The sequence below is a fragment of the uncultured Dysosmobacter sp. genome, from assembly GCF_947631635.1.
In the GTDB taxonomy this organism is placed as follows: Bacteria; Bacillota; Clostridia; order Oscillospirales; family Oscillospiraceae; genus Oscillibacter.
Window position 1 is genome coordinate 20,347 of sequence record NZ_CANRMB010000010.1, and the last position, 25,156, is coordinate 45,502.

Sequence of the window (25,156 nt, forward strand, 5' to 3'; positions counted from 1 at the left end):
CAAACTGAACGCCATGCGAAATAAAAGGTCCCCGGGCTTTTGCCCGGGGACCTTTTTCCCTATTTCTTCAATCCGTATAAAACCGCGTAGGTCCCGGCAGAAAAATTGCCTTTCCCCGTCAGCACAATTTTATGGATGTCAGACAGGGGCACGCCGTCGCCGAAAAAACCGCCGTCGCTCACATAACAGTAATCCCGACCACAGCGGTGGACCGTCTCATAGCCGCCGAAAAAGCGGGTCCCGCCGTTGCAGAGCCATACCGACCCGCTGGCGGTGAGGGCGGTATTTGCCGTGGCGATGGTGAGGGACGACCGCGTGGAGTTGCTGCCGTTGGTGTAAAAGGACGTGCCGTCATTAAGCGAGAGGTTAATGCTGGTGGGACCTTCACACCCTAGATGAAGCTCCAGCTTCTGGAAGTTTCCCGGTCCGGAGACCAGAAACTCCATCACATCTGTTTCCGCGTCAAGCGCCGTCTCCGCGATCTTGCACCATAGATTTTCCCTGCGGACGGTAGCCAGGTCTGCCTTTTGCTCCAATTCCGCCGCCTGCGCTGTGAGGGCGGCTTCTATTTTTTGATTGTCGCTGTTGAAATCCGCCATTTGAATGCGGTCCGCCGCATCCCACTGGCTCAATTGATAATGACTCGTTTGCTGCAAAAAAATTCTCCTTACACACAAAATTGGACGCCCCAGGGCCGGGGAAAGGCCCTGCGCTCCCTGGGAACAGAGACCCTCTGCTCCGCCTGTTATGCAGGGCGGGGAAGATGCCCTACACTACCTCCGGTAGTGTAGGAAAAAGTTGCACGTTCCCGTGCATCCTGCAAGCAAAAAATTTCCGCCCCCGGTCCGCCTTGACCGTGCCGCGGCAATGCCCTTTCCGGTCCCATAGGAACATAAAACCCGAGGGCCATTGTCAATTTGAACAGGCTGCGGTATAATCGTATCACTACATCAAAAAACAGGAGGTCCCCCATGAAGATCGTCGCCATCAACGGAAGCCCCCGCAAAAACGGAAACACCGCCCTGCTGCTGGACGCCGTGGGCAGGGAGGTGGAGGCCGCCGGTGTGGAGTTTGAAGTCCTTCAGCCCGGCCCCAACGTCCACCCCTGCATGGCCTGCTACCACTGCCTGGACACCGGAAGCCTCCGCTGTGTCCGGAATGACGACGGCGTCAACGACATCATCGCCGCCTGCATCGAGGCCGACGGCATCCTGCTGGCCTCTCCGGTGTACCACAGCGGCATCGCCGGAGGCATGAAGTGCGTCATCGACCGCCTGATGCTGGCCGCCGGGTGCGGCAACAACCAGCTCCACCACAAGGTGGGCGGCGCGCTGTGCACCCTCCGCCGCTCCGGCGGCGTGGAGACCTACCACCAGCTGCTGGCCGCCATGGACGCCATGGAGATGGTACTGGTCACCTCCGATTACTGGGGCGTGGTCCACGGCGCGGACCCCGGCGAGGTGCTGAAGGACACCGAGGGCATGGAGGTGGCCGCCAAGCTGGGCCGCAACATGGCCTGGATGGTGAAGGTCCTCCATGAGAGCAAGGTGCCGGTCCCGGAGACGGGCCACCGGACCATGACCAATTTTATTCGGTAATATTTTCCCCCGCATGTCACCTTTTGCCGCTGAAAAGCATCTTGCATATATGACCGGTCATTTCGGGGCGCGATGGTCAGCCATCGCGCCCCTTGCCAAGGAAAGGAGCAAACCGCTGGACCATGATATCATCCAAGCTGGACAAGGAGACATTCTGCACCCAGGTCGTCCGCTGCCAGGAGGCCATGTTCCGCACCGCAAAGGCCATCCTGAAAAACGACCAGGACGCCGAGGACGCGGTGCAGGAGGCCATCTGCGCCGCCTTCGCGGGGCGGGAGGCCCTGCGGGACCTGGAGCGGTTCAAGCCTTGGATGCTGCGCATCCTTGCCAATAAGTGCTACGACGCCTGCCGGAAACGGCGGCCCACCGTGGGCCTTGAGGAGGTGGCGGCCTATCTGCCCGCCTCCGGCACCGACCCCACGGAGCGCATGACGCTGTGGCAGGCGATCATGGCCCTCAGCGGCGACCTCCGGGCTGCGGTCACGCTGTTTTACTATGACGGGCTGTCCGTCCGGGAGATCAGCGGGATTTTGAATATCAGCGAAGCGGCGGTTAAGGCCCGCCTGTCCCGGGGCAGGGCGCGGCTGCGGCAGCTGCTGGAAGAAAAGTGAGGTGCAGTATGGACCAATTCGACAAGATGCTGAAGGAGCGGGCCAAAGAGGAGCCGTTCCCCCTGCCGGAGGGCTATGCCGGACGGGTGTTTGCCGCCTGCGCGGCGCTGGACGAACATGAGAGGGCGCGGAAAAAGCCCCGCCTCCGCTGGACAGGCTGGACCGCCGCGGCGCTGGCGCTGTTCATCGCGGTGCCCAATGTGTCCCCCGCGGCGGCCGCCGCCATGGCGAATGTGCCGGGGCTGGGCGCCATCGTGGAGCTGATCACCCTCCGCCGCTACACCTATGACGACGGACATAAGAGCGCGGAGATCACCGTGCCGGAGCTGGGCGGCAGCGAGGCGGCCGGGGAGGTCAGCGAGCAGGTGCGGGCCTACACGGACCAGCTCATCGCCCGGTTCGAGGAGGACCGCCGAAAAGCGGACGGCGGGGAATATCACGGCCTGGATGTGGCATATGATATTGTCACGAACACAGACCGGTGGTTCACCCTCCGGATCGACACCACCGAGACACAGGCCAGCGGCTATGAGACCAGCCGGTTTTATCACATCGACAAGGCCACCGGCGAGGTGGTGACACTGAAAGACCTGTTCCGGGAGGACGCGGACTATGCGGCGGCGCTGTCCGGCGAGGTCCGGCGGCAGATGGAGGAGGACGAATCAGAGACCTATTTCCCGGAGGAGTTCACAGCCGTCGATCCGGAGCAGAACTTCTACTGGAACGGGGATGGGGAGCTGGTGCTGGTGTTCGATGAATACACCGTCGCGCCGGGGTCTATGGGGATGCCGGAATTCACCATCCCGGCGGATGTGTATGGATCACTTTTGAAATGAGGGAATGGGTATGATGAAGAAGATGCTGGCCTGCCTGCTGGCGGCCTGGCTGCTGCTGCTTGCGGCGGGCTGCGGTGGAAAGGACGAGCCGGAGGCAGAGACGGGCGGCGGGGAAAAGACCCTGACGGGCACGCTGGACGAGGTGAAGGACTTTATGTTCGTCGTCACCGATGACAGCGGCGAGAGCTATGCGTTCACCTATGAGAATGAAAAGCCGGAGGGTCTGGCGGAGCAGGCGGTCGGCGGTCAGGTGAAGGTGACCTACACCGGAGAACTGTCCGTCGTGGACCCGTTTGAGGGGGAAGTGCTCTCTGTGGAAGCGGCGGAGTGACAGCGGACCACCGCAACAAGCGCGAAAAAGAGACGGCGGATGCCGTCTCTTTTTATCCATTTTCAGGAATGTCGGGGCAGGGCAGGGCGCGGAAAAAGCCTGTGATGCGTTTCAAGCCGGAGAGGAAGCAGTCATAGCCGTTCTTTTGGTACGTTTGGCCGTTCCAGGTGAAGGTGATGGACCAGCCGTCATTACCACCGGCCCAGCCGTGGCCGCTCTCGTAAGAAAAAGACGTGATGGTCCCGGCGGGCAGAAATCGAAGGGCGGCCGGGAGAAGGCATAGGGCGAACAGCACCGGAGCGCATCGCCTTTTCATCAGATTTACCCCTTCAAAATATCCGTGTTCCGGTATTGGATGGCCTCCGCCAGGTGGGCGGTGCCGATGTCCGTGTCACCGTCCAGGTCCGCGATGGTCCGGGCCACCCGCAGGATGCGGTCATGGGAGCGGGCTGTCAGGCCCATGCGGTCAAAGGCATTTTTTAGAAGCGCCTCTCCGGCGGCGTCCAGGCGGCAGAATTCTCCCACCATGGCAGGCGTCATATAGGCGTTGCAGGTGACGTCCGTACCCTGGAACCGCTGGGCCTGAACGGCCCGGGCGGCGTCCACCCGCTGCTTGACCTGGGCGGAGGACTCCGGCGTCTCCCGCCGCCGCATGGCCTCGTATTCCACCGAGGGGACGCTGACGTGGAGGTCGATGCGGTCCAGCAGGGGACCGGAGATCTTTTCCACATACTTGGCAACCTCCCGGTCAGAGCAGGTGCATTTCCCGGAGGGATGGCCCCGCCAGCCGCAGCGGCAGGGGTTCATGGCGCACACCAGCTGGAATCGGGCGGGGAGGTGCAGCGTCCCGCCCGCCCGGGCCACCGTGACCTCGCCGTCCTCCAGGGGCTGGCGCATAGCCTCCAGCACGTCCCGGTGGAACTCCGGCAGCTCGTCCAGAAACAGGACCCCGTTGTGGGCCAGAGAGATCTCGCCGGGCCGCATGGCGGGGCCGCCGCCGGACAGCGCGGTGGACGATGTGGTGTGGTGGGGTCTGCGGAAGGGGCGGCGGGTCAGCAGGGGATGCCTGGGGTCCGACAGGCCCGCCACGGACCAGATACCGGAGACGGCCAGGGCCTCCTCCCGGGTCATGTCCGGCAGGATGGAGGGCAGGCGCTTGGCCAGCATGGACTTGCCCGCGCCGGGGGAGCCGATGAGCAGCAGGTTGTGGCCGCCCGCCGCCGCGATCTCCAGGGCGCGCTTGACATTTTCCTGCCCCATGACGTCCCGCAGGTCCGGGAGATCGCCATCATCCGCCTCCGGAGCCCAGGCCGGAGCGGGGGTGAGGCGCTCCTCGCCCTTCAAATGAGCGACCAGGGCCCGTACGTCCGGCACGCCGTACACCGTCAGGCTGCCCGCCAGGGTGGCTTCGGCGGCGTTTTCTGCCGGGACGAACAGCTGGCGGATACCGGCCCCCTGCGCGGCCATTGCCATGGGCAGCACGCCGGAAACGCCCCGCAGGGCGCCGGTCAGGGACAGCTCCCCGATAAACGCCGCATCGGACGGCAGGGCGGGCAGGTCGCCGGAGGCCGCCAGGATGCCCACGAAGATGGGCAGATCGTAGATGGTGCCGGCCTTTTTCTGCCCGGCGGGGGCAAGGTTGACGGTGATGCGGCTGACGGGGAATTTGGCGCCGCAGTTTTTTACTGCCGCCCGGACCCGTTCGCGGGCCTCCCGCACAGCGGCGTCGGGAAGCCCCACCACGTCAAAGGCAGGCAGGCCGCCGGATAGAAAGCATTCGGCGCTGACCTCATATCCGGTGATGCCGTTGAGGCCCAGAGAACGTACTGTAACGACCAAAATGAGTCCCCTCCCGCAATCCTGCTCACAAAAAGGACTTTGTGACACAGGGCCGTAACCATGGGATACGGCGTTTTTGATAGGTAAATCTTATCATAAAATGCAGCAATATGAAACCTATGCCATCAAAAAAAGTGGAAAAACCCCTGAAAGACGCCTGAGATTTGCGGTAAAGGGAAAATTTTGTACAAAAAATGACGAAGCAGCCGTTTACAGCAGGAAATACAAGTGATATAATGAATCCGCATGAGAATTCGGGGGGAGAGAGACCGAGTTTCGTGTTTTGGAAGATTGCTGCCCCCGGGCAGCGAGATTTATAGGAGGTAAGAGTTTATGGCAAGAAAGTTCAAGTCCATGGACGGTAACAATGCCGCTGCATATGTCAGCTACGCATTTACCGAAGTGGCGGGTATCTATCCGATCACCCCGTCCTCTCCCATGGCAGACTTGGTTGACCAGTGGTCCGCCGCTGGTCAGAAAAACATCTTCGGTACCACCGTCAAGGTGTGCGAGATGCAGTCCGAGGCAGGTGCGTCCGGCACCGTTCACGGCTCCCTGGCCGCCGGTGCGATGACCACCACCTACACGGCCTCCCAGGGCCTGCTGCTGATGATCCCCAACATGTATAAGATCGCCGGCGAGTTGCTGCCCTGCGTGTTCCACGTGTCCGCACGTACCGTTTCCACTCACGCGCTGAACATCTTCGGCGATCACTCCGACGTCATGGCCTGCCGTCAGACCGGCTTTGCCATGCTGTGCGAGAACGATCCCCAGGAGATTATGGACCTGGCTCCCGTGGCCCATCTGGCCGCCATCGAGGGCCGTGTTCCCTTTATCAACTTCTTCGACGGTTTCCGCACTTCCCACGAGATCCAGAAGGTCGCCTGCTGGGATTACGCGGACCTGAAGGAGATGTGCGATATGGACGCCGTGGCGGCTTTCCGCAAGCACGCCCTGAACCCCGAGCGTCCCAACATGCGCGGCTCTCACGAGAACGGCGATATCTTCTTCCAGCACCGTGAGGCCTGCAACCCCTACTACGACGCTCTGCCCGATGTGGTGGAGAAGTACATGGGCAAGATCAACGAGAAGCTGGGCACGGACTATCAGCTGTTCAACTACTACGGCGCACCTGACGCCGAGCGCGTCATCATCGCCATGGGTTCCATCTGCAACGTCGCTGAGGAGGTCATCGACTACATGACCGCACAGGGCGAGAAGGTCGGCATGGTGAAGGTCCACCTGTACCGCCCCTTCAAGGCGGACAAGCTGATCGCCGCCATCCCCGCCACCTGCAAGAAGATCGCCGTGCTGGACCGCACCAAGGAGCCCGGCTCCCTGGGCGAGCCTCTGTACATGGACGTCGTCACCGCTCTGGCCAACGCCGGCAAGACCGACATCAAGGTCATCGGCGGCCGCTACGGTCTGGGCTCCAAGGATACGCCTCCCGCCTCCGTGTTCGCCGTCTATGACGAGCTGAGCAAGGACGAGATGAAGCGTCAGTTCACCATCGGCATCGTGGACGATGTCACCCACCTCAGCCTGGAGGAGAAGCCCGCTCCCAGCGTGGCTCCTGCCGGCACCATCGAGTGCAAGTTCTGGGGTCTGGGCGGCGACGGCACCGTGGGCGCCAACAAGAACTCCATCAAGATTATCGGCGACCACACCGACAAGAACGTCCAGGCCTATTTCCAGTATGACTCCAAGAAGACCGGCGGCGTCACCATCAGCCACCTGCGCTTTGGCGACAAGGCCATCAAGTCCTCTTACTACATCAACAAGGCCGACTTTGTGGCCTGCCACGTGCCCGCCTACATCGTCAAGGCCTTCCCCATGGTCCGCGACGTGAAGCCCGGCGGCACCTTCCTGATCAACTGCCAGTGGAGCGACGAGGAGCTGAACAAGCACATGCCCGCCGTCGCCAAGCGCTACATCGCCAAGAACAACATCCAGGTCTACACCATCAACGCCATCGACCTGGCCAAGGAGATCGGCATGGGCAAGCGCACCAACACCATCCTGCAGTCCGCCTTCTTCTCCCTGGCAAAGGTCATGCCCGAGGCAGAGGCCATCCAGTACATGAAGGATGCCGCTACCCACTCCTACCTGAAGAAGGGCCAGGATGTTGTGGACATGAACCACAAGGCCATCGACGCCGGCGCCACCGCCTACAAGAAGTTCGAAGTCCCTGCTGACTGGGCCGACGCGGTGGATACCGCCGAGGAGGTGACCCTGGCCGGCAAGCCCGAGCTGGTGGAGCAGGTCAAGACCATCCTGAACCCCGTGGGCAAGATGGACGGCGACAGCCTGCCCGTCTCCGCCTTCGTCAAGCACGCGGACGGCCAGTTCGAGCTGGGTGCCGCCGCCTATGAGAAGCGCGGCGTGGCCGTGACCGTTCCCACCTGGGATTCCACCAAGTGCATCCAGTGCAACAACTGCGCCTATGTCTGCCCCCACGCCACCATCCGTCCCTACGCGCTGACCGGGGAGGAGGCCGCCAAGGCTCCCGCCGCCGCCAAGATCGTGGACGTGAAGGCCGGCAAGGGCAAGGGCGTTTACAAGTACACCATGGCCGTGTCTCCGCTGGACTGCATGGGCTGCGGCGTCTGCGTGGGTGTCTGCCCCGTGAACGCGCTGACCATGGTCGCCCAGGAGCAGGAGGCCGCGCAGCAGGACGTGTTCAACTACTGCGTCGCCGAGGTCGCTGAGAAGAAGGACATGCAGGACGACACCGTCAAGGGCAGCCAGTTCAAGCAGCCCATGCTGGAGTTCTCCGGCTCCTGCGCCGGCTGCGCCGAGACCAGCTATGCCCGCCTGATCACCCAGCTGTTCGGCGACCGGATGTACATCTCCAACGCCACCGGCTGCTCCTCCATCTGGGGCGGTCCTGCCGCGACTTCTCCCTACTGCACCAACAAGGAAGGCCACGGCCCCGCCTGGTCCAACTCCCTGTTTGAAGATAACGCCGAGCACGGTCTGGGCATGTTCCTGGGCCAGCAGGCCATCCGCAACAGCCTGGCTGACAAGACCCGCGCCCTGATCGCTGTGGAGTGGGCCCGTCCCGAACTGAAGGAGGCCGCTCAGAAGTGGCTGGATACCATGGAGGACGGCGACGCCAGCGCCGAGGCCAGCAAGGCATATGTGGCCGCGCTGGAGGCCAGCATCTGCACCGTTGACGAGCTGATCGCCTGCCCTGATGACAAGTTCCAGACCCACGGCAAGGAACTGAAGGCCGCCGGCAAGCAGTTCTGCGACTGCGACGCCTGCAAGCTGGTCGCTGAGATTCTGGAGAACAAGGAATACCTGTCCAAGAAGTCCATGTGGATCTTCGGCGGCGACGGCTGGGCTTACGACATTGGCTTCGGCGGCGTGGACCACGTCCTGGCCTCCGGCAACGACGTGAACATCTTCGTCTTTGATACCGAGGTCTATTCCAACACCGGCGGACAGGCTTCCAAGGCCTCCAACATCGGCCAGGTCGCCCAGTTCGCGGCTGCCGGTAAGGAGATCAAGAAGAAGTCCCTGGCTGAGATCGCCATGAGCTATGGCTACATCTATGTGGCCCAGGTGGCCATGGGCGCCAACCCCGCCCAGACCCTGAAGGCCATTAAGGAGGCCGAGGCCTATCACGGTCCCTCTCTGATCATCGGCTACGCTCCCTGCGAGATGCACAGCATCAAGGGCGGCATGATGAACTGCCAGAAGGAGATGAAGAAGGCTGTGGAGTGCGGCTACTGGAACCTGTTCCGGTTCAACCCCGCTGCCGAGGGCGCCAAGTTCACCCTGGACTCCAAGGAGCCCAAGGGCGGCTATCAGGAATTCCTGATGAACGAGGCCCGTTACAGCCGTCTGACCCGCGAGTTCCCCGAGCGTGCCACCGAGCTGTTCCAGCGGAACGAGAAGGCCGCCATGGACCGCTACGAGCACCTGCTCAAGCTGAAGGCCATGTACGAGGGCTGATCTCTCCCACAAGCGTAAAAAAGAGCCACGGGTATTACCCGTGGCTCTTTTTTTGCGCAGAGCAGCAGAACGGCCGAAGTGCGGAAAAAGCCCGGTTCCGTGTAAAAACCGAACGGGGCTTTTTCGCGGTCAGCGGTGAGCTATGGCGGCCAGGGCGGCGGCCATGGCATCCCCCTGGGCCCGGGTGGGCGTTTTGCCGAAGTCCGCATCCTCCGGCAGCAGACCCCAGGCCCAAGCCTGTTCCAGCGCTGCCCGGTCCCAAACGCCGTTTGCCAGAGCGCCGGGCAGCGGCGTTGTCCGCACAGTCCCGGGCGTGAGCTTCCACCCATTGGCGGCGCGTGTCAGAAACACCGCGGCCTCCTGCCAGGTGACGGGCCGGGCGGCGGCAAAGCCGCCGTCAGCGGTTCCCTTCGCAATGCCGGTCTGACAGGCCCAGCTGATGGGATGGAGATACCATTCGATTCCCAGCAGGTCCTGGAAGGGGGGATCGTCCCAGGAGGCGTTGGGCTGGCCCAGAGCTTCATACAGCTGGGCCAGGAAACGGCCCCGGGTCAGCGGCGCGGCGGGGCATGCCTTTTGGGACAGCCTTTCCGGGTGGGCCAGCAGCCACTCCACAGCGGTATCCCGCCCGGCCAGGGTGTCCGCCATGGTCTGGGGCACGGAGACGTCCGGCTCCAGAGGCACCACGCCCCGGCCCGCATCGGCGTCCAGCAGCGTGCCCAGGTCGATGTATTTGGAGGATACGCCCACCTTGAATTTCGAGTTGGGCAGCTGGAAGCTCCTGACGGAGCCGAAATGGTCCACGCTGCCGCTGGTGCTGTCGCCCACCAGAACGGCGCCCATCTCCTGGAGCTCCACGGCGTTGATGATGGCGGAGGAGAAGGTGGTCTCGCCGATGAGACATACCACCTCGCTTCCCAGGTCCATCTGCTCCCGCAGGACCCGCAGCAGCGGCCAGATCACGCCGTCAGACCCGCCGCCGTTGTTCCGCAGATCCAGGACCACGCGGGCCGGCGCCTTGGCGTCCAGGGCGCTCCACACCTGGGCGGCGAACGTCTCCATAGGCAGCTCCGGGTCCTCGCGGCAGGTATTGTACTGAATGTAATAGGTCCCATTTTGGGCGCTGCCGTCCAAAAATGCGGACCAGTATGCCTCGTCCGTCTGGGCCGTGGCGGGAGTTTGGGTGATGGTTGCTCCCAGGTAGGCCAAGCTGTCAAGCTCCTGAGCGGAAACGGGGGAGAGGGACAGCGTTTTGCCGCCGCCCAGGGTGAGGACCAACGGGTCCCCGGCTTCTGCCAGGCCCAGGTATTCATAGAAATCCGCGGCCATACAGCTCTGCCGGAATTCCCGCCGCAGCTTGACGGGGTTGTCGGCGCTTAAAATGGCGCGGAAGCGGTCCATGGCCTCCGCCACGGTTTTGCCGTTGAGGGCGGTGACCTCCTGCCCCAGCAGAGCGCTGTCAGCGGACGGCGCCGCGGTGAGATACCACCTGCCGTCCCGCCAGGAGAGCATCATGGGATAAAAGTGCATCTGCGCCATCAGGCTCCCGGTGCTGCCGAGGGAGGTGTGGGAATCCTTGACCAGCGCCGTGAGGCGCATCAGGTCCAGGGCAAAGGCCACATCGCTCTCTGTCTCCAGCCGCCCTTCGATCTCGGCCTTTTGGGCCAGGAATTCCGATTCCGGCGTGTTGGCGAACAGATCGGGATGAACAGACTTCAGCCCCGCATAGAGCGCGTCCAGGTCCTCCTGCCGGGCCTGGGTCCGGGATGGTCCAGCGGCCAGTGCGGTGGCACCCAGTGCCAGGACCACCGCGAGACACAGGGCGGCCGCTCTCTGTATAAAATGTAGTCTGATTCGCATAAGATTCCCCCCGAAAATTGTATTATAAAACTAGTTTAATAATACAATAGTACGTAGATTTGGAAATGTCAAGTCCTGCTTCCGATTTCCCCTTTCTAGATCATACGGGGCAGCGGCGCCTTTTTCTTCAAATGCCTCCAAAAAACCAGTCCCCATCCGGATGGATGGGGACTGGTTTCAAATCACTGGACCTCCGCGGGAAGCCCTTCCTCCTGGGCGGGAGGAGCCGGAGGCTCTTTGCGTTTTCTCCGGCGGAAATACTTGGGCAGGTCGTCGATAACAGAGTAGTACACCGGTGTGAACAGCAGGGTGATGACGGTGGAGATGATCATGCCGCTCATCATGGTGATGCCCATGTCGCTCATCATCTCGTTGGTGTCGCCGATGCCCAGGGCCATGGGGACCATGGCCAGGACCGTGGTCAGGGTGGTCATCATAATGGGCCGGATGCGGAGGGGGCAGGCCTTCAGGATGGCCTCCTCCCGGCTCTCGCCCATCTCCCGGCGGATCTTGATGTACTCCACCAGGATGATGGAGTTGTTGACCACAGTGCCCGCCAGCATGATAAGGGCCACCAGGGAGATCATGGACAGGTCCCGGCCTGTGACGGGCAGGGCAAACAGCGCGCCGGTAAAGGCCACCGGCAGGATCATCATCACGATGACCGGCATCAGGAAGGACTCAAACTGAGCGGCCAGCACGAAGTACACCAGACCCATGGCGACCAGCAATGCCAGCAGCAGGTCGGAGAAGTTTTCCATCATGTCGGAATAGCTGCCCGTCAATTCAGCGGTATAGCCCTCCGGCATCTGATAGCGGTCCAAAAGCTCCGTGAGCTGCCTGGTCATCTCCGTGGCGTTGCCGCTGATGGTGTCGCCGGTGATGTTCACCTGGCGGGACTGGTTGACCCGGGTGATGGTCTGGGGGGCCTGGACGATGTCCACATGGGCCACGGAGGACAGGGGCACATAGCCGCCCATGGCGGTGGCCACCGGCATGGAGCGCAGGGCGTCCAGGCTGGCGGCGGCCGAGCCGTCGCCCTTGACCACCACATCCAGCTCCTTGTTGTCGATGGTGACGGTGGTGGCGGTGCTGCCGGTCAGCTCCGAGCGGACGGCGGCGCCCACCTGGGCCGCCGTCAGGCCATACTGGGCGGCGGCCTCCCGGTTCATGGTGACCTTCACCTGGGGGACCTGCTCCGCCACGGAGCTGGTAACGTCCACGGCGTCTTCCAGCTGGCGGATCTCCGCCATCAGGTCGTCGGCGATCATGGTCAGGGTGGCGTAATCGTCGCCGGAGATCTCCACGCTGATATCGTCGCCGCTCATCATGGCGGTCATGCCGGAGGTATCCACAATGATCTCACAGCCGGCGATATCCGCCAGGGGAGCGCGCAGGCTGTCCGCCACGTCGCGGCTGCTGCGCTTCCGGTCGCCCCGGTCCACCAGGTTCAAGGTGACAGAGGCGGATTCCGGCTGGCAGGTGTAATACATACTGTCCAGTTCCGGCACCTGGGCCTGGGCGATGGCGGTCACCCGGTCGGCGATGGCGGAGGTCTCACTGATATCTGAGCCGATAGGGGTGCTGATGGAGACGGAGATCATGCCCATGTCCATCTCCGGCATTAGGACCATGTTGGTGGTCAGGCAGCTGATGATAAAGATCGCCACCAGGGCCACAGAGGCCAGCATCCCGGCCTTCAAGTGATGGACGAAGTAGTCCAGCAGCTTGATGTAGCGGTCATACAGCTTGCCGATCCACTGGCCGCAGCGGGCCGCGATGGCGTTGGGCTGCTTTCCCGCCTGCTTCAGCTGCCGTGCCCGGACCTTGTCCGTGTCCAGCAGCATGTAGCACAGCAGGGGGACCCAGGTCAGGGCGATGACCAGGGAGCCCAGGATCAAAAATGCGATGGTCAGACAGAAGTCCTTGAACAGCATGCCGGCCATGCCGCCGGTGAGGCCCAGGGGCAGGAACACGGCCACGGTGGTCAGGGTGGAGGCCATGACAGAGGTGGTGACCTCCTTGGTGCCGTCCACGCAGGCGCTCATGCGGTCATGGCCCTCGGCGGCAAAGCGGTAGATGTTTTCCAGCACCACGATGGAGTTATCCACGATCATGCCGACGCCCATGGCGATGCCGCCCAGGGACATCATGTTCATGGTCAGGTCGAACACGTTCATCAGCACGAACACCGCCAGGATGCAGACGGGCATGGACACGGCGATGGTCATGGTGGCGCCCCAGCGCCGCAGGAACAGGAATACCACGATGGCGGCCAGCAGAACGCCCAGCATAATGTTCTGCAGGGCGGAGTCCACAGCGATGTTGATGTATTCAGAGGCCAGATAGGGCGTGGAATACCGGATGCTGGGCTGGTCCGCCGCCAGCTCTGCCATCCGCTCCTCCACAGCGTCGGCCGTGGCGACCTCGTTGGCGCCGGACTGCTTGGAGACCTGGAGGATCACACAGGGGCTGCCGTTCATCTGGGCCAGGGTGTCCGTGTCCTGGGTGGCCAGCGCCACGTCCGCCACCTCGCGGAGACGGACGGTGCCGCCGGTGGGCAGGGCCACCAGCATATTGGCCACGTCCTCCACGGACTGGAACTTGGCGTCGGTGGAGACGGTCAGGGTCTTGGAGCCGCTCTGCATATCGCCGCCGGGATACAGCAGGTTTTCCGCTGTCAGGAACTGGGAGATATAGCTGCTGGAAAGGCCGAAGCCCGCCGCCCGGGTGGGGTCAATCCGCACCTCGATCTGCTGCTCCACGCCGCCGCTGACGGTCACGGAGGCCACGCCGTCAATGCGCTCCAGAGCGGGGGAGATGGTGTCCTCCGCCAGGGCCTGGAGGTCCGCCAGATCCTCGCCCATCAGGGCAATGATGGCGGAGGGCATCAGGTCGCTGATGTTGATGTTGACGATGATGGGGTCCATGGCGCCGTCCGGCAGGGAGAGCATGTCGAACTTCTCCCGCAGCTTGGTGGCGGCGATGTCCAGGTCCGTGTCCTCCACATAGGTGATCTGGACCTGGCTGACCCCGTCCGACGAGGTGGAGGACACCGCGTCCACGCCGGGGACCGACATGATGGCGGTCTCCAGGGGGCGGGTCACCAGCTCCTCGATGTCGCTGGGGGTGGCGCCGTTGTAGTAACACATGACCAGGGCCATGGGCGCCTCCATGTCCGGCAGCAGGGACATCTGGAGCTGGGTGGTGAAGACCACGCCGAAGATGGCGATCATGATCACCGCCAAAAGGGTGGACACCTTATGCTTGATGCAAAATCTTGCCGTACTCATGTGCCGTTATGCCTCCCCGGCAGGGGCCTGTTCATCCGCGGGGGCGGTCTCACCGTCCGCCCCGGACTCTGCGGGGATCTGGGTATTCTCCTCGGTGACGATCCGGACAGGCGCACCGTCGGACAGATAGGCCTGGCCCACGGTCACCAGCTGCTGTCCCTCGGAGAGGCCGGAGAGGACCTCCGTGACGCCGCTGCCGGTGAGGCCGGTGGTGACCTCCACATACTTGGCGGCGCCGTTTTCCACCACATAGACATACTGCGTGTCGCCGCTGGTGAGGATGGCCTCGGTGGGGACCACGATGGCGTTTTCAGAGACGTCCGTGTGGAAGGTGACGTCGGCAAACATGCCGGAGAGCAGGTCCGTCACATCGGCGGGGACCGTGAGGGTGACGGTGTACAGCTTGGTCTGCATGTTGGCCGCCCGCTCCACGGAGCGGATGGTGGCGGTGAAGCGCTTGTCGATGGCGCTGACATACACATCCGCCTCCCCGCCGGCGGCCAGCTTGGGCACCAGCGTCTCGGAGACGGAGACCGTGACCTTCATCTGGTCCGCGCCGTCGATGACGGCCATGGGCATGGAATTGGAGATGAAGCTGCCCTCCACGGCGTTCATTGTCACCAGCGTGCCGGACATGGGGGCGATGACATTGCCGTCAGTGTCCACATTTTCCAGCGCGGTGTCCAGCTGTTCCAGGCTGGATTTGGCGTTCTGGATCCCGGCCTCCAGCTGGCTGAGGGCGGAGTTCCGCCCGGCCACGGCGTTCAGGTAGTTCAGCTCCGCCTGGTCCACCTCCAGCTGGGAGGCGGCGCCGATCTCAAACAGGGCCTTGGTGTTGCTGACATTGTCAGCCGCCAAACCGACCTGTTTGTCCAGAACGGCCTTCTGGTCCTGATAGCTCTGCACTGTGGAGTGATAGCTGATGCGGGCGGCGTTGTAGGACGCCAGAGAGCTGCCCAGGTCCAGCGTGCAGAGGATGTCGCCGGCCTCCACCAGGTCGCCGGCCTGGGCGTATACGGCGGTGCACTTGGCGGCGGAGGCGATCAGGATAGTGGACTCATTGTCCGCGGAGACCTTGCCGGAGACCTTGTTCTCCGTGGAGATGGTGTCGGCGGATACCGTCTCCACCTGGACGGCGGTGCCCGCGGCAGGGGCCTCCTCCGGCTCCTCGCCGCCGCAGGCCGTCAGGGACAGGGCCAGGGCGGCGGCTGTCAGCACGGCGGCAATACGATGATATTTCATGTGATACGGGTCCTCCTATGATAAAGTATCGGGTCCCATCGGCGTGACGGGACAAAAGCTGCGTGTCCGGCTGCGGCGTCAGTTCAAAACGCCGTGCTGCACGGCCCAGCAGTAGGTGTTGTAGGAAGAGAACAGGTCATTGGCGGAGGTGCGCACCTTTTCCTCGGCTTCCTGCAGCTTATCCCCGGCGTCCAGAAGGGCGTTTTGGGAGATGGTGCCCTGCTGGAATTTCAACTCCATGGATGCGTAGGTATCCTGCTGGCAGGCCAGCGCGATCTTGGCGGCATCCCAGATCTGCTTGTAGTCGTGCACCTGGGCGTACAGCGTGCGGAATTTCAGCGCATAGTCCTGCATGGTGTTGCTGTAGGTATACTGCGCGGCCTGCCAGGTGTGCTTGGCCGCCATGAACTCGTATTTTTTCTCATTGTATCCGTACTTGCGCCCGGACTCCTTATAATCCTCCTGGGCGTCCTCCAGCGTTTTGGCGGCGGCATAGAGGTCATAGCTCTTCTCCTTGGCGGCCAGCAGATCGGCCTCCTGATCCATGGCCTCCAGCTGTTTGCCGGTCACATTCGGCACAGGGCCCAGCTGGATGGCACCGGTCTGCTCCGCGCCGATCAGCATCTCCAATTGGAGCTTGTAGTTCCGGATGTTCATGCGCAGGGTCTCCAGGCCGCTGGCCAAGGCGGCCTGACCAGACTTGACCTCGGAGAGCTGCAGGGCGGAGATCTGCCCCATCTGGTAACGAAGCTCCATCTCCTCCACGGTCCGGTTCAGGGAGTCCAGCTGCCGCTGCAGGGCGCCCTCCTGGATATCCATGGCCTTTACCGCCACATACAGAGCCTCTCCGGCAATGACGATCTGGTCCTGTAAGGCCCTCAGCTGGCGGATGGTGGCGGCGTTGTCCTCCTGCATCTCACCGTCCCGGATGGCGTCGAACTGCTCCCGCAGGGCGTCGTACTGGGTCTGCAGATTCTGGGAGGCCAGGCTGCCCGCCATCGGCTCGTTCATCATCCCGGAGGCCTCCAGCATGGACCACTGGGCGTCGGCAATGTCGTTCAGGGCCTCCCGGAGGCTCTGCTCCATTTTGTCATAGTCGATCTCCTCCAGGGTCCGGATGTTCTCCTCCAGGACCAGCAGCTGTAAGTTCTTCTCCCGGATCCGGCGCTCCAGGTTGGCGAAGGTAACGGTGCCCACCGCGTCGGGGACGATCTCCACCGCCTCCGTCAGCAGCTCTCCGGTCTCCGGGTCCACCTCCGGCTCCGCGTCCGGCCCCGCCGGGGAGGGCGGCTCTTCCGCTTCATCGTTTTCGTCAACCCCGGCGGTTTCTCCGTCCTGACCGCCTTCGGCGGGGACGGCCTCCTCTGCGGTCTGATCCTCTGCCTGCCCCTCCTCGCCCGCAAGGGCGGAGACCGCGCACAGGGAGAGCGTCAGGGCAAGGACCAGCAGAAGCGCTGTGATTCGCTGTTTCATATGTACCTCCTTTATTGGGGCCGTTCAGGGGCCTGTTTCAGGCTTCCGTATTGAATGATCTCCAGACGGGCCTGCAATTCCCGCCGGTATGTATCGGAGCGCTCCGGTCGGATCAGACTGTCCATCACCGCGGAGCAGAGTGCCATGATTGACAGGGAAAAGACATGCCGGATAAAGGCGGCGTCCTGCCGGCGGAGCATCGAGACATCCAGATGGTTGTCGAGGTCCTCTACCAGCACCTGCTCCGGCTTTTCGGCGATCATTTTCCGCAGGTCGAATCCCGGGTTTATGCGCAGAATGCGCATAAAACGCTCCAGACAGGGATCATCGCTGCCCCGCTGTAAAAACCGGTCGTATGCAGCGATCTGAAGCTGAAACAGATCGCCGTGACACTCGTCCAGCAGACGGCGGTACGCCCCGGTAAAGCGGAGCCGCACGCTCTCCAGCAGATAGGAGAACAGGTCGTCCTTGTCGGTGAAATACTGGTAAAAGCTGCCCCGGGAGATCCCGGCGTCCTTGATGATATTGTTGATGGAGGTCTCCGTATAGCTCACGCGGGAGAACTCCGCCCAGGCCGCCTGGATAAAGCGGGCCTGCTTCTCTTCCGGCAGGCGCAGGAAGGTCTTTGTCGGCATGTTCCGTTTAGCCTCCTTCTCATGAAGTGACAGACTGTCATTAAAAAGTGACACGCTGTCATTATAAGCAGGCGGCGGGTGAGTGTCAACGAACTTCCGGAAAAAAATAAAATCTTCACAGAATCGTTACATTTCTGCCAATCCCTGGATGGCTTTCCTCAAAAATATCCCGCAGACAGCGGTGCCGTCTGCGGGACTTGAGTTGGTCAGTTCTTAGAGCTTATCCGCAAATTAGGACGCCCACGTCTTGCGGCCATATTTTTCGTCATATTTCGTTGATTTTCCTTGCCGGGCGTCAGCCCGCCTGCAAAAAATCGCCTTGTCTGGCAAAAAATCTGTCTCGCAATCCGTATGCGCCTAATTTACGGATAAGCTCTTATTTTGGCAGCGCAGGGAGAGCTGCTCCGCCGTGATGGCGTAGCCCTCCTCGGCCCAGCGGTCCACGGGGCGCTCCGCCGGGAGCGTTTCGCCCCTTTGCTGGTAGATGGCGGCGGCCACGACCTCCAGCAGCCGGGGGTTCTTCACCAGGATAGGGCCGGTGAGCTGGGAGGCAAACACGTTTTTCCAGTGGAAGCCCTCGGGCGTGCCCGTCCCGTCGTTGCCGTATCCCATGGAGAGGGAGGTCAGCAGGGGCGTTTCCAAGCCCTTGACGATGCCGCACTTGTTCATAAAGCCCACCACAGCCTGGGGATAGAGGTCGGTCTTGCCGTACACATCCTCCACAAAGCGCTTTTTGCCCTGCACGGAGGTGAACCCGGCCAGACCGATGCCGTCATAGACCTTCCCACCGGCGTCGGTGACGGACTTGCCCAGCAGCTCCATGGCGGTCCCGGCGAAGAGCATGGCGGTGCCCGCCTCCGCGGCGGCCTTCACAGCGCCGCCGAACCGGATAAAGTCCGCCAGAGCGGCCTTCTGGCTCCGCTCCGTACCGGCCCCCATATAGAGAAAGTCGGCCTGGGAGAGATCGGCCTCCTGCCCGGGGGCCACCGTCTCCACAGTCACGGTGTTGCCCAGCGCCTCCAGGTACCGCCGCAGGACGGACACGTTGGCGTAGCTGCCGTACAGGCTCATGAGATCGGGGTAGAAGTGGATGATCTTCAGTTCCATGGTCTCAGCCCTCCTTTACCACGTGGGCCAGCAGCTTGTCCCGGTCGGAGAAGCAGGTCACCACATACAGGTCCTCGCTGCCATCCTCTTTCAAAGCTGCCGCCGCGGCGGCGATGTCCGGCTGAACGGACCAGACCGACGGAGCAATGGCGGTGAAGGAGAACCGCTCCGCCAGGTCATTGCAGTACCGGCCGGAGAGGACGATCTTCTTCACCTGGGGGACGTTCAGCTGGTCGAAGTCGATGTCCCACAGCCAGCTGGTCTCGCTGGTGAAGTACTTCCGGCTCACCGCGTCCACAATGATGAGCACGGCGCAGTCCGCTTTGGTGGAGGCCACATACCGCAGGTTGGTGTCGTAGGCGATGCTGTTTTCATGCTTGCTGGTCAAAAGGGTGCCGTGGTGCTGGCCCAGGGTGAACTTCTGCATCCGGCCGTTTTTCAGGATATAGTTGTTGATGACCCCGGCGATCTTCTCCGGGGCCGCGCCGGCCCGGCGGCAGGCGGCGTAGGCCGCCAGGATGTTGTACACATTGTAAATGCTGCGGAAGGCCAGCTGGATGGTCACGGTCCCGTCGATGGTCAGGGTGCCGTTCTCCAGGTCCACCGCCGTGGCGGTGTAGTCCGTGGCGGGCTTGGCGTGGCCGCACCTGGTGCAGCGGTAGGCGCCGATGTGGTTGTAGTGCACATAGTCGTATTCCATCGGGGCGCGGCAAACCGGGCAGTAGGCCCCGTCGTGATAGACGCCGGTGGGGGCGTCCGTGGAGAGGGAGCACCGGTCCAGACCGAACCACCGCACGCTGCTGTGTCCGTTGGCAAAGCAGCTGGACAGGGGGTCGTCGGCGTTCAAGATCAGCTCCGTCTCGGGATGGATGGCGGGCAGGATGGCGTCATACACCCACTCAGGATGGCCGTTGCGGGTCAGCTGGTCCCGGTACAGGTTGGTGACCACGAACTCCGTGGGGTGGAAGAACTTGAAGCTGTGGGCGGCATAGCGCTCGTCGGACTCGATCAGCAGCACGTCCGCCTTGACCTTTCCGCCCAGGGTGGCGTGGGTCAGCACCAGGGTGGTGACGCCCTCGATCTGGTTGGAACCCTCCTCGTTGTAGACCACGTTTTTCCCGTCAGCCCGGAGGATGGCGGCGATCATCTCCACCGTGGAGGTCTTGCCGTTGGAGCCGGTGACGGCGATGATGTGAGGCGGCAGCTGCACCCGGGCCAGGATGTCCGGGCAGATCTTCAGGGCGAACTTGCCGGGCATGGAGCTGCCCTTGCCCACCAGCCTGCCCACAAAGCGGCCCAGCTTGCACACGATGATGGCGAGAAATTTTCTCATGCCTGTTCCATCTCCTTGTCAGAAAAATCCCGGAATTCCGCGATGGCGCGGACCGGCGCGCCGTCGGCGTTTTTGTATTTCAGAGGCAGGGCGAAGAACATGAGGTCGTTCCGGCCCGCCACTTTTTTCAGGCACAGGCTCTCGATGATGACCAGGCCGCCGTTTAGCAGGATCTTGTGAGCGGAGAGACTGTCGCTTTGGAGCGTATCCACACTGAGCGCGTCGGTGCCCACGCCCTTCAGCCCGCAGGAGACCAGATATCTGGCGGCCTCCTCGTCCGGCACCGGGAAGGTGTCCTCAAAGTAGGCGTCCGTGCCCCATCGCTTCTCCCATCCGGTGTAGAACAGCACAAAGTCCGCGGACCGTACCGTACCGTTCTGCTGCCGCAGAAAGTCGGCGGTGATGACGCGGTCCGGCGCCAGGTGGGACACATCCAGCACAATGGCCCGCCCGCAGAACTGGGAGGCGGGCAGCACCTCCAGGGAGGAGCCGTCCCGCAGCAGGTGGGAGGGGGCGTCCATATGGGTGCCGGTGTGGGAGGAGAGGGTGATCTGGGTCTCCCGGTAGCCGGTCCGGGTCAGGGAGCCGGCGGCGGTCATGGTGGGCGCGGAGGAGCCGGGATACATGGGCATCTCCGGCGTGATGGTGTGCGTCAGGTCAATAATCATGGCGCAATTCCTTTCCTTATGTGGTGCAGTATGATAAACGTTCCCCGGATACCGGGGATGGCAGACAAAAGAAGGAGTCAGCGTTCGTCCCGGAGGCCCAGCAGATAATCGGTGCTGACATGGAAATATTGGGCCAGCGCGATGATGGTGAGCGCTGGGATATTTACTTGGCCATACTCAATCTTTTGGTAGTTGCTGGTGGTACAGCCCAAGTATTCGGCCATAGATTTTTGCGTTTTACCGGATTCCAAGCGCAGGCTTTGTAAGCGGCGGCCTAAAGTGACCAGAAAATGTTGTTCCATGAGAACCTCCTGTTGACACACAATTATATTGTGTGTTATAGTGAAAGCACAATAAAATTGCGCTAGGGGGATTCTTATGCGGGAGACCTATGAATGGCTTTATGATTACTACGCGGAACCGCAGCTCCAAAAACTGCCGGAGTTTGACAGCGAACGGCTGGAGCGGCTGGCGGAGGCGGCGCCGGAATTGACGCGCATTGACCTGCTGGACCGCCTGTACGCCCTGCGCCTGGTATGGTGCACCGCCGCCTTTGAGACCGGCGTGCGGCTGGGGCTGCACATGCTGGAGTAGGCGGCCTATTTTTCCAGATAGATCATCAGCGCCGCCACATCCGCCGGGGACACGCCGGAGATGCGGGAGGCCTGTCCCAGGTCCAGAGGCCGGACGGCGTTCAGCTTTTCCCGGGCCTCCAGACGCAGTCCCTGAATGGCGCTGTAATCCAGATCGGCGGGGAGCTTGTGGGACTCCATTTTGCGGAAGTCCTCCACCTGCTTCTGCTGGCGCTGAATGTAGCCCTCGTATTTCACGGAGATCTCCACCTGCTCGGCCACGTCGTCCGGCAGGGCGGGCCGCTCCGGGTCAAAGGGGGCCAGCTCCCCATAGTGGAGCCGGGGCCGCCGCAGCAGGGAGATCAGCGGACAGCCGTCGGTGACGTCCGCCGTGCCCTTTGCCTGCAAAAAGGCGGACAGGGCGGGGGAGGGGGACGCGCCGGTGTGGGTCAGGCGTTTGATCTCCCGGTCCACGGCCGCGTATTTCTCCTCCACGGCCAGAAGGCGCGCGCCGGAGACCAGGCCGATCTCATAGCCCCGGCGGGTCAGCCGCCGGTCGGCGTTGTCCTGCCGCAGCAGCAGGCGGTATTCGCTGCGGGAGGTCATGATGCGGTAAGGCTCGTTGGTGCCCTTGGTCACCAGATCGTCAATGAGGGTGCCGATATAGGACTCCGACCGGGAGAGGATGAAATCGCCCTTGCCCAGCAGCTTGCGGGCGGCGTTGACCCCGGCCGCAAAGCCCTGGACGGCGGCCTCCTCATAGCCGGAGGAGCCGTTGAACTGTCCCGCGCCGTACAGGCCGGACACAGCCTTGACCTCCAGCGTGGCCCGCAGGGCCAGGGGGTCGATGCAGTCGTATTCGATGGCGTAGGCGGGCCGGGTCATGACGGCGCGGCGCAGGCCCGGCACGCTGTGGAGCATTTGCAGCTGCACCTCCTCCGGCATGGAGGAGGAGAAGCCCTGGATGTACAGCTCCTCGGTGTTCAGCCCCATGGGCTCCACAAACAGCTGATGGCGGAGCTTGTCCGGGAAGCGGACGATCTTCGTCTCAAAGGAGGGGCAGTACCGGGGGCCTATCCCCTCGATCAGGCCGGAATACATGGGCGCCCGGTCCAGGTTCTCCTGGACGATGCGCTTGGTCTCCTCTGTGGTCCAGGTCAGCCAGCAGACGGCCCTGTTGGCCGGCTGCTCCGGCGTGGAATAGGAGAAGGGCACCGGCAGCTGGTCGCCGGGCTGGACCTCCATCTCGTCAAAGTCCACCGTCCGGGCGTTGACCCGGGGCGGGGTGCCGGTCTTGAACCGCCGCAGGGGCAGGCCCAGCTTCAGCAGGGAGTCTGTCAGCCGGAGGGCGGCGTGCATCCCATCGGGGCCGGAGTCCTCCACGCACTCGCCCACGATAGTGCGGCCCGCCAGATACGTGCCGGTGGCCAAAATCACGGCCTTTACATCGAACACCGCGCCGGTGGACAGGACCACGGCGGAGACCGCGCCGTTCTCCGCGCGGACCTCCACCACCTCGCCCTGGCGGACGGTCAGGTGCTCCTGCCGCTCCAGCGTGTGCTTCATCCGCTCCTGGTACCTCCGGCGGTCCGCCTGGGCCCGGAGGCTCCACACGGCGGGACCCTTGCCGCGGTTCAGCAGGCGGTACTGGATGCAGCACTCGTCGGCGGCTTTCGCCATCTCGCCGCCCAGAGCGTCCAGCTCCCGGACCAGATGGCCCTTGCCGGTGCCGCCGATGGCGGGGTTGCAGGGCATGTTGCCCACCGCGTCCAGATTGATGGTGAACACGATGGTCTCCAGCCCCAGCCGGGCGGCGGCCAGCGCCGCCTCGATCCCGGCGTGGCCCGCGCCGACCACGGCGATATCAAATTGTCCGGCGTGGAATTCAGTCATCATATATTCCTCTTTGGGGCTCAGCCCAGGCGGAAAACCACGGCGTTCAGCCGCTCCACATCCCGGGGAGAGATTTTTAAGGTATGCAGCGGATCACCGCTGCCGCCATAGATGTATGCAAAATCGAGAAGACGGGCGTCGAATACGCAGGGCAGACCCGATCCGACCAGAGGGATGGCCCCGGCTGGATAGCCTGTGGCCTTTTCGGCCTTTTTCCGGTCGGCCAGCTTTAATTTGGAAAGCCCCAGCCGTGCCTTGAGCGCTTCAAAGTTTACCCTGCCCCGCTGGGCGCTGACGATCAGAGACATCAGCCCGGTCTCCGTCTGGAGGACAAGGGTGGGCGCGGCATATTGCAGATCAAAATGCCGCGCCGCGTCCTGGGTGGCGAGAATGGGGGAGTCCTGGCGGATCAGCTCGTAATCCGCCCGCTGTTCCCGCAGATATCGGTCCAGCGCTTCCAAGGTCATCATCATTCACACTCCTGTGCCGGTTTGCCCGCCGTTGTGTGCCGCATTCTGTCCGCCTTATCCTCTCCGCAGCGTCACCACCGCCACTTCGGGCCGGTTGAACAGGCGGAAGGTGGAGCCGGAGTTGCCCAGCCCCCGGGTGACGAACAGGGTGGAGCCGTTTTTCTCATAGAGTCCCGCCGTGTAGGAGGGGAACAGGGTGCGCTCCACCGAGATCACCCCGTCGGTAAAGGGCAGGCGCACCAGCCCGCCGTGGCCGTGGCCGGAGACCACCAGGTCTGCCCCCAGCAGGCTGTAATGCGCGGGGAAATAATTGTTCCGGTGGGCCAGGAGGATCCAGAAGGGATCGCCATAGGCGGCATAGATCTCCGCCGCCACGGTCTCCGGCGGTTTCTGGTCCGCGTAGCCGTTGGGATCGTCGATGCCGGCCAGTACGATGGTGTCGCCGTTCCGCTCCAGCGGCAGAAACTGGTTGGACAAGACCGTCACGCCGTGTTCCGCCAAGCTCTCCTTCAGCTCCGGCACGCCGCCGATGGCCCACTCGTGGTTGCCGGTGATGTAATACGTGGGAGCGATGGCGGAAAGCCCCTCCGCCGCAGCGGCGGCATAGCCTTCAGGAATCTCATGGAAGGCGTCCAGCAGGTCCCCCACGAAGAAAATGTAATCCGGCGCCGCTTCCCGGACGGCGTTCAGCAGGCCGGTGTTGTCCTCGCCGAAACAGGCGGTGTGCAGGTCGCCCAGCACCACGATGCGGCAGCCGTCGAATCCGGCGGGCAGGTCCGCCAGGGACGGCTCAAAATGTGTGACCTGCAAAGCGCTGTTGTCCCAGCGGATAAAAAGAGCAGCCAGAGCCGCCAGAAACAACAGCGTCAAGACCGCCCGCAGGGGGCGGTGTTTCCGGTTTTTCATAAAAGAGCGGCCCCCTTTTGCCGCGGGATCCGAAACACACGTCAGAGACGTGAAAAAAGCATAAGTCGTGCCGGACCGGCACGATTTATATTATAACATAAGGAGTATTTACGTGGCGAGAGAAAAAATGTACAAAGAAGCGGGAAAAACCGGTTTGAATTCCGCACGTTTCAAGGCTTTTTTCACACAGGAAGCGGGGAAGAGGCGTTTGCGCCCGCCGGAGAGGACGGTTTTGAAATCCTGCGGGGCTGGGGGACATGACTGCCAAAGAAAAATGTCAAAACACACAAGAGAGAAAATAAAATTTTATATAAAAAGCCGAAAATACTTGACTTCATCATAAACCTCTGTTATAGTAGACATAACCTGAAAAGAAAGGGGTGATTGGAACATTATGATGAAGCACGCTCTGTCGCGTGGGGATATCGACGATTTGATCTTTTTAGATGACGTCTGGACGCTCAGTGAGCGATGATCAATGGAAGCCACGCCTGTTGGGCGTGGGTTTTTCTTTTGTACGGCAGTTTGA

At 62.5% G+C, this 25,156-nt stretch carries 21 protein-coding genes and 1 pseudogene; 7 read left to right on the forward strand and 15 right to left on the reverse strand.

What is annotated here, in order from left to right; genetic code table 11:
* Positions 1-59: 59 nt before the first annotated feature.
* Entirely contained in the window at positions 60-656 is a 597-nt protein-coding gene (locus tag Q0Z71_RS07055) for a hypothetical protein (protein ID WP_298020039.1), read from the reverse strand.
* Between the two features lie 315 nt (positions 657-971).
* Here Q0Z71_RS07055 and Q0Z71_RS07060 point away from each other — a divergent pair, with 315 nt between their 5' ends.
* The 4 genes from Q0Z71_RS07060 (at position 972) to Q0Z71_RS07075 (ending at position 3,376) form a co-directional block, all read left to right on the forward strand.
* The gene (locus tag Q0Z71_RS07060; RefSeq protein WP_298020042.1) at positions 972-1,598 is read left to right on the forward strand and encodes a flavodoxin family protein; all 627 of its coding nucleotides are present in this window, start codon (positions 972-974) and stop codon (positions 1,596-1,598) included.
* Between the two features lie 122 nt (positions 1,599-1,720).
* On the forward strand, positions 1,721-2,209 hold the full coding sequence (locus Q0Z71_RS07065) for an RNA polymerase sigma factor (protein ID WP_298020045.1): 489 nt from the start codon (positions 1,721-1,723) through the stop codon (positions 2,207-2,209).
* 8 nt (positions 2,210-2,217) lie between these two features.
* On the forward strand, positions 2,218-3,045 hold the full coding sequence (locus Q0Z71_RS07070) for an RsiV family protein (protein ID WP_298020048.1): 828 nt from the start codon (positions 2,218-2,220) through the stop codon (positions 3,043-3,045).
* Positions 3,046-3,055: 10 nt separating this feature from the next.
* A complete protein-coding gene (locus Q0Z71_RS07075; RefSeq protein ID WP_298020051.1) occupies positions 3,056-3,376 on the forward strand; it encodes a hypothetical protein in 321 nt (106 codons plus the stop codon).
* A gap of 52 nt (positions 3,377-3,428) precedes the next feature.
* On the opposite strand, the gene Q0Z71_RS07080 is transcribed toward Q0Z71_RS07075, so the two are convergent.
* Both Q0Z71_RS07080 and Q0Z71_RS07085 read right to left on the reverse strand, forming a co-directional pair.
* Complete coding sequence (locus tag Q0Z71_RS07080; RefSeq protein ID WP_298020054.1) at positions 3,429-3,692, reverse strand: hypothetical protein; 264 nt, start codon at positions 3,690-3,692, stop codon at positions 3,429-3,431.
* A gap of 5 nt (positions 3,693-3,697) precedes the next feature.
* Complete coding sequence (locus Q0Z71_RS07085) at positions 3,698-5,215, reverse strand: YifB family Mg chelatase-like AAA ATPase (protein ID WP_298020056.1); 1,518 nt, start codon at positions 5,213-5,215, stop codon at positions 3,698-3,700.
* A 333-nt stretch (positions 5,216-5,548) separates the two neighbouring features.
* On the opposite strand from Q0Z71_RS07085, the gene nifJ reads away from it, so the two are divergent.
* Positions 5,549-9,175, forward strand: coding sequence for a pyruvate:ferredoxin (flavodoxin) oxidoreductase (nifJ, locus tag Q0Z71_RS07090; RefSeq protein ID WP_298020060.1), 3,627 nt, complete (start codon positions 5,549-5,551; stop codon positions 9,173-9,175).
* A gap of 129 nt (positions 9,176-9,304) precedes the next feature.
* Here nifJ and Q0Z71_RS07095 read toward each other — a convergent pair whose 3' ends face one another.
* The 9 genes from Q0Z71_RS07095 to Q0Z71_RS07135 form a co-directional block, all read right to left on the reverse strand.
* On the reverse strand, positions 9,305-11,035 hold the full coding sequence (locus tag Q0Z71_RS07095; RefSeq protein WP_298020062.1) for a hypothetical protein: 1,731 nt from the start codon (positions 11,033-11,035) through the stop codon (positions 9,305-9,307).
* Between the two features lie 182 nt (positions 11,036-11,217).
* Positions 11,218-14,328: an efflux RND transporter permease subunit gene (locus Q0Z71_RS07100; RefSeq protein ID WP_298020065.1), complete on the reverse strand. Its 3,111-nt coding sequence runs from the start codon at positions 14,326-14,328 to the stop codon at positions 11,218-11,220.
* A gap of 6 nt (positions 14,329-14,334) precedes the next feature.
* Positions 14,335-15,570: an efflux RND transporter periplasmic adaptor subunit gene (locus tag Q0Z71_RS07105; RefSeq protein ID WP_298020068.1), complete on the reverse strand. Its 1,236-nt coding sequence runs from the start codon at positions 15,568-15,570 to the stop codon at positions 14,335-14,337.
* A 78-nt stretch (positions 15,571-15,648) separates the two neighbouring features.
* Positions 15,649-17,043: a TolC family protein gene (locus tag Q0Z71_RS07110; protein ID WP_298020072.1), complete on the reverse strand. Its 1,395-nt coding sequence runs from the start codon at positions 17,041-17,043 to the stop codon at positions 15,649-15,651.
* A gap of 11 nt (positions 17,044-17,054) precedes the next feature.
* Complete coding sequence (locus Q0Z71_RS07115; protein WP_298020075.1) at positions 17,055-17,678, reverse strand: TetR/AcrR family transcriptional regulator; 624 nt, start codon at positions 17,676-17,678, stop codon at positions 17,055-17,057.
* A 357-nt stretch (positions 17,679-18,035) separates the two neighbouring features.
* Entirely contained in the window at positions 18,036-18,785 is a 750-nt protein-coding gene (locus Q0Z71_RS07120) for a type 1 glutamine amidotransferase (RefSeq protein ID WP_298020079.1), read from the reverse strand.
* 4 nt (positions 18,786-18,789) lie between these two features.
* Complete coding sequence (locus Q0Z71_RS07125; protein ID WP_298020082.1) at positions 18,790-20,118, reverse strand: Mur ligase family protein; 1,329 nt, start codon at positions 20,116-20,118, stop codon at positions 18,790-18,792.
* On the reverse strand, positions 20,115-20,786 hold the full coding sequence (locus Q0Z71_RS07130; protein WP_298020085.1) for a cyclase family protein: 672 nt from the start codon (positions 20,784-20,786) through the stop codon (positions 20,115-20,117). The genes Q0Z71_RS07125 and Q0Z71_RS07130 overlap by 4 nt, the downstream gene beginning before the upstream one ends.
* Before the next feature lie 77 nt (positions 20,787-20,863).
* Positions 20,864-21,088 carry a helix-turn-helix domain-containing protein gene (locus Q0Z71_RS07135; RefSeq protein ID WP_298020088.1) on the reverse strand — a complete coding sequence of 75 codons (225 nt, stop codon included), beginning with the start codon at positions 21,086-21,088 and terminating at the stop codon, positions 20,864-20,866.
* A 76-nt stretch (positions 21,089-21,164) separates the two neighbouring features.
* On the opposite strand from Q0Z71_RS07135, the gene Q0Z71_RS07140 reads away from it, so the two are divergent.
* A complete protein-coding gene (locus tag Q0Z71_RS07140) occupies positions 21,165-21,380 on the forward strand; it encodes a hypothetical protein (RefSeq protein WP_298020092.1) in 216 nt (71 codons plus the stop codon).
* Between the two features lie 8 nt (positions 21,381-21,388).
* On the opposite strand, the pseudogene mnmG reads toward Q0Z71_RS07140, so the two are convergent.
* The 3 genes and pseudogenes from mnmG to Q0Z71_RS07155 all read right to left on the reverse strand — a co-directional run.
* Positions 21,389-23,251, reverse strand: a pseudogene (gene mnmG, locus Q0Z71_RS07145) (tRNA uridine-5-carboxymethylaminomethyl(34) synthesis enzyme MnmG); the annotation flags it as partial.
* Positions 23,252-23,271: 20 nt separating this feature from the next.
* Positions 23,272-23,721, reverse strand: a complete 450-nt coding sequence (locus Q0Z71_RS07150) for an aminoacyl-tRNA deacylase (protein WP_298020095.1) — start codon at positions 23,719-23,721, stop codon at positions 23,272-23,274.
* Between the two features lie 54 nt (positions 23,722-23,775).
* Complete coding sequence (locus tag Q0Z71_RS07155; protein ID WP_298020098.1) at positions 23,776-24,627, reverse strand: metallophosphoesterase; 852 nt, start codon at positions 24,625-24,627, stop codon at positions 23,776-23,778.
* 112 nt (positions 24,628-24,739) lie between these two features.
* On the opposite strand from Q0Z71_RS07155, the gene Q0Z71_RS07160 reads away from it, so the two are divergent.
* A complete protein-coding gene (locus Q0Z71_RS07160; protein ID WP_298020101.1) occupies positions 24,740-24,970 on the forward strand; it encodes a hypothetical protein in 231 nt (76 codons plus the stop codon).
* Positions 24,971-25,156 lie beyond the last annotated feature (186 nt).

Excerpts from the sequence above, each read along its gene's own strand:
- Q0Z71_RS07060 (WP_298020042.1), top strand. The coding sequence starts at position 972 with ATGAAGATCGTCGCCATCAACGGAAGCCCCCGCAAAAACGGAAACACC.
- Q0Z71_RS07065 (WP_298020045.1), top strand. The coding sequence starts at position 1,721 with ATGATATCATCCAAGCTGGACAAGGAGACATTCTGCACCCAGGTCGTC.
- Q0Z71_RS07070 (WP_298020048.1), top strand. The coding sequence starts at position 2,218 with ATGGACCAATTCGACAAGATGCTGAAGGAGCGGGCCAAAGAGGAGCCG.
- Q0Z71_RS07075 (WP_298020051.1), top strand. The coding sequence starts at position 3,056 with ATGATGAAGAAGATGCTGGCCTGCCTGCTGGCGGCCTGGCTGCTGCTG.
- Q0Z71_RS07080 (WP_298020054.1), bottom strand. The coding sequence starts at position 3,692 with ATGAAAAGGCGATGCGCTCCGGTGCTGTTCGCCCTATGCCTTCTCCCG.
- nifJ (WP_298020060.1), top strand. The coding sequence starts at position 5,549 with ATGGCAAGAAAGTTCAAGTCCATGGACGGTAACAATGCCGCTGCATAT.
- Q0Z71_RS07095 (WP_298020062.1), bottom strand. The coding sequence starts at position 11,035 with ATGCGAATCAGACTACATTTTATACAGAGAGCGGCCGCCCTGTGTCTC.
- Q0Z71_RS07100 (WP_298020065.1), bottom strand. The coding sequence starts at position 14,328 with ATGAGTACGGCAAGATTTTGCATCAAGCATAAGGTGTCCACCCTTTTG.
- Q0Z71_RS07105 (WP_298020068.1), bottom strand. The coding sequence starts at position 15,570 with ATGAAATATCATCGTATTGCCGCCGTGCTGACAGCCGCCGCCCTGGCC.
- Q0Z71_RS07110 (WP_298020072.1), bottom strand. The coding sequence starts at position 17,043 with ATGAAACAGCGAATCACAGCGCTTCTGCTGGTCCTTGCCCTGACGCTC.
- Q0Z71_RS07115 (WP_298020075.1), bottom strand. The coding sequence starts at position 17,678 with ATGCCGACAAAGACCTTCCTGCGCCTGCCGGAAGAGAAGCAGGCCCGC.
- Q0Z71_RS07120 (WP_298020079.1), bottom strand. The coding sequence starts at position 18,785 with ATGGAACTGAAGATCATCCACTTCTACCCCGATCTCATGAGCCTGTAC.
- Q0Z71_RS07125 (WP_298020082.1), bottom strand. The coding sequence starts at position 20,118 with ATGAGAAAATTTCTCGCCATCATCGTGTGCAAGCTGGGCCGCTTTGTG.
- Q0Z71_RS07130 (WP_298020085.1), bottom strand. The coding sequence starts at position 20,786 with ATGATTATTGACCTGACGCACACCATCACGCCGGAGATGCCCATGTAT.
- Q0Z71_RS07135 (WP_298020088.1), bottom strand. The coding sequence starts at position 21,088 with ATGGAACAACATTTTCTGGTCACTTTAGGCCGCCGCTTACAAAGCCTG.
- Q0Z71_RS07140 (WP_298020092.1), top strand. The coding sequence starts at position 21,165 with ATGCGGGAGACCTATGAATGGCTTTATGATTACTACGCGGAACCGCAG.
- Q0Z71_RS07150 (WP_298020095.1), bottom strand. The coding sequence starts at position 23,721 with ATGATGACCTTGGAAGCGCTGGACCGATATCTGCGGGAACAGCGGGCG.
- Q0Z71_RS07155 (WP_298020098.1), bottom strand. The coding sequence starts at position 24,627 with ATGAAAAACCGGAAACACCGCCCCCTGCGGGCGGTCTTGACGCTGTTG.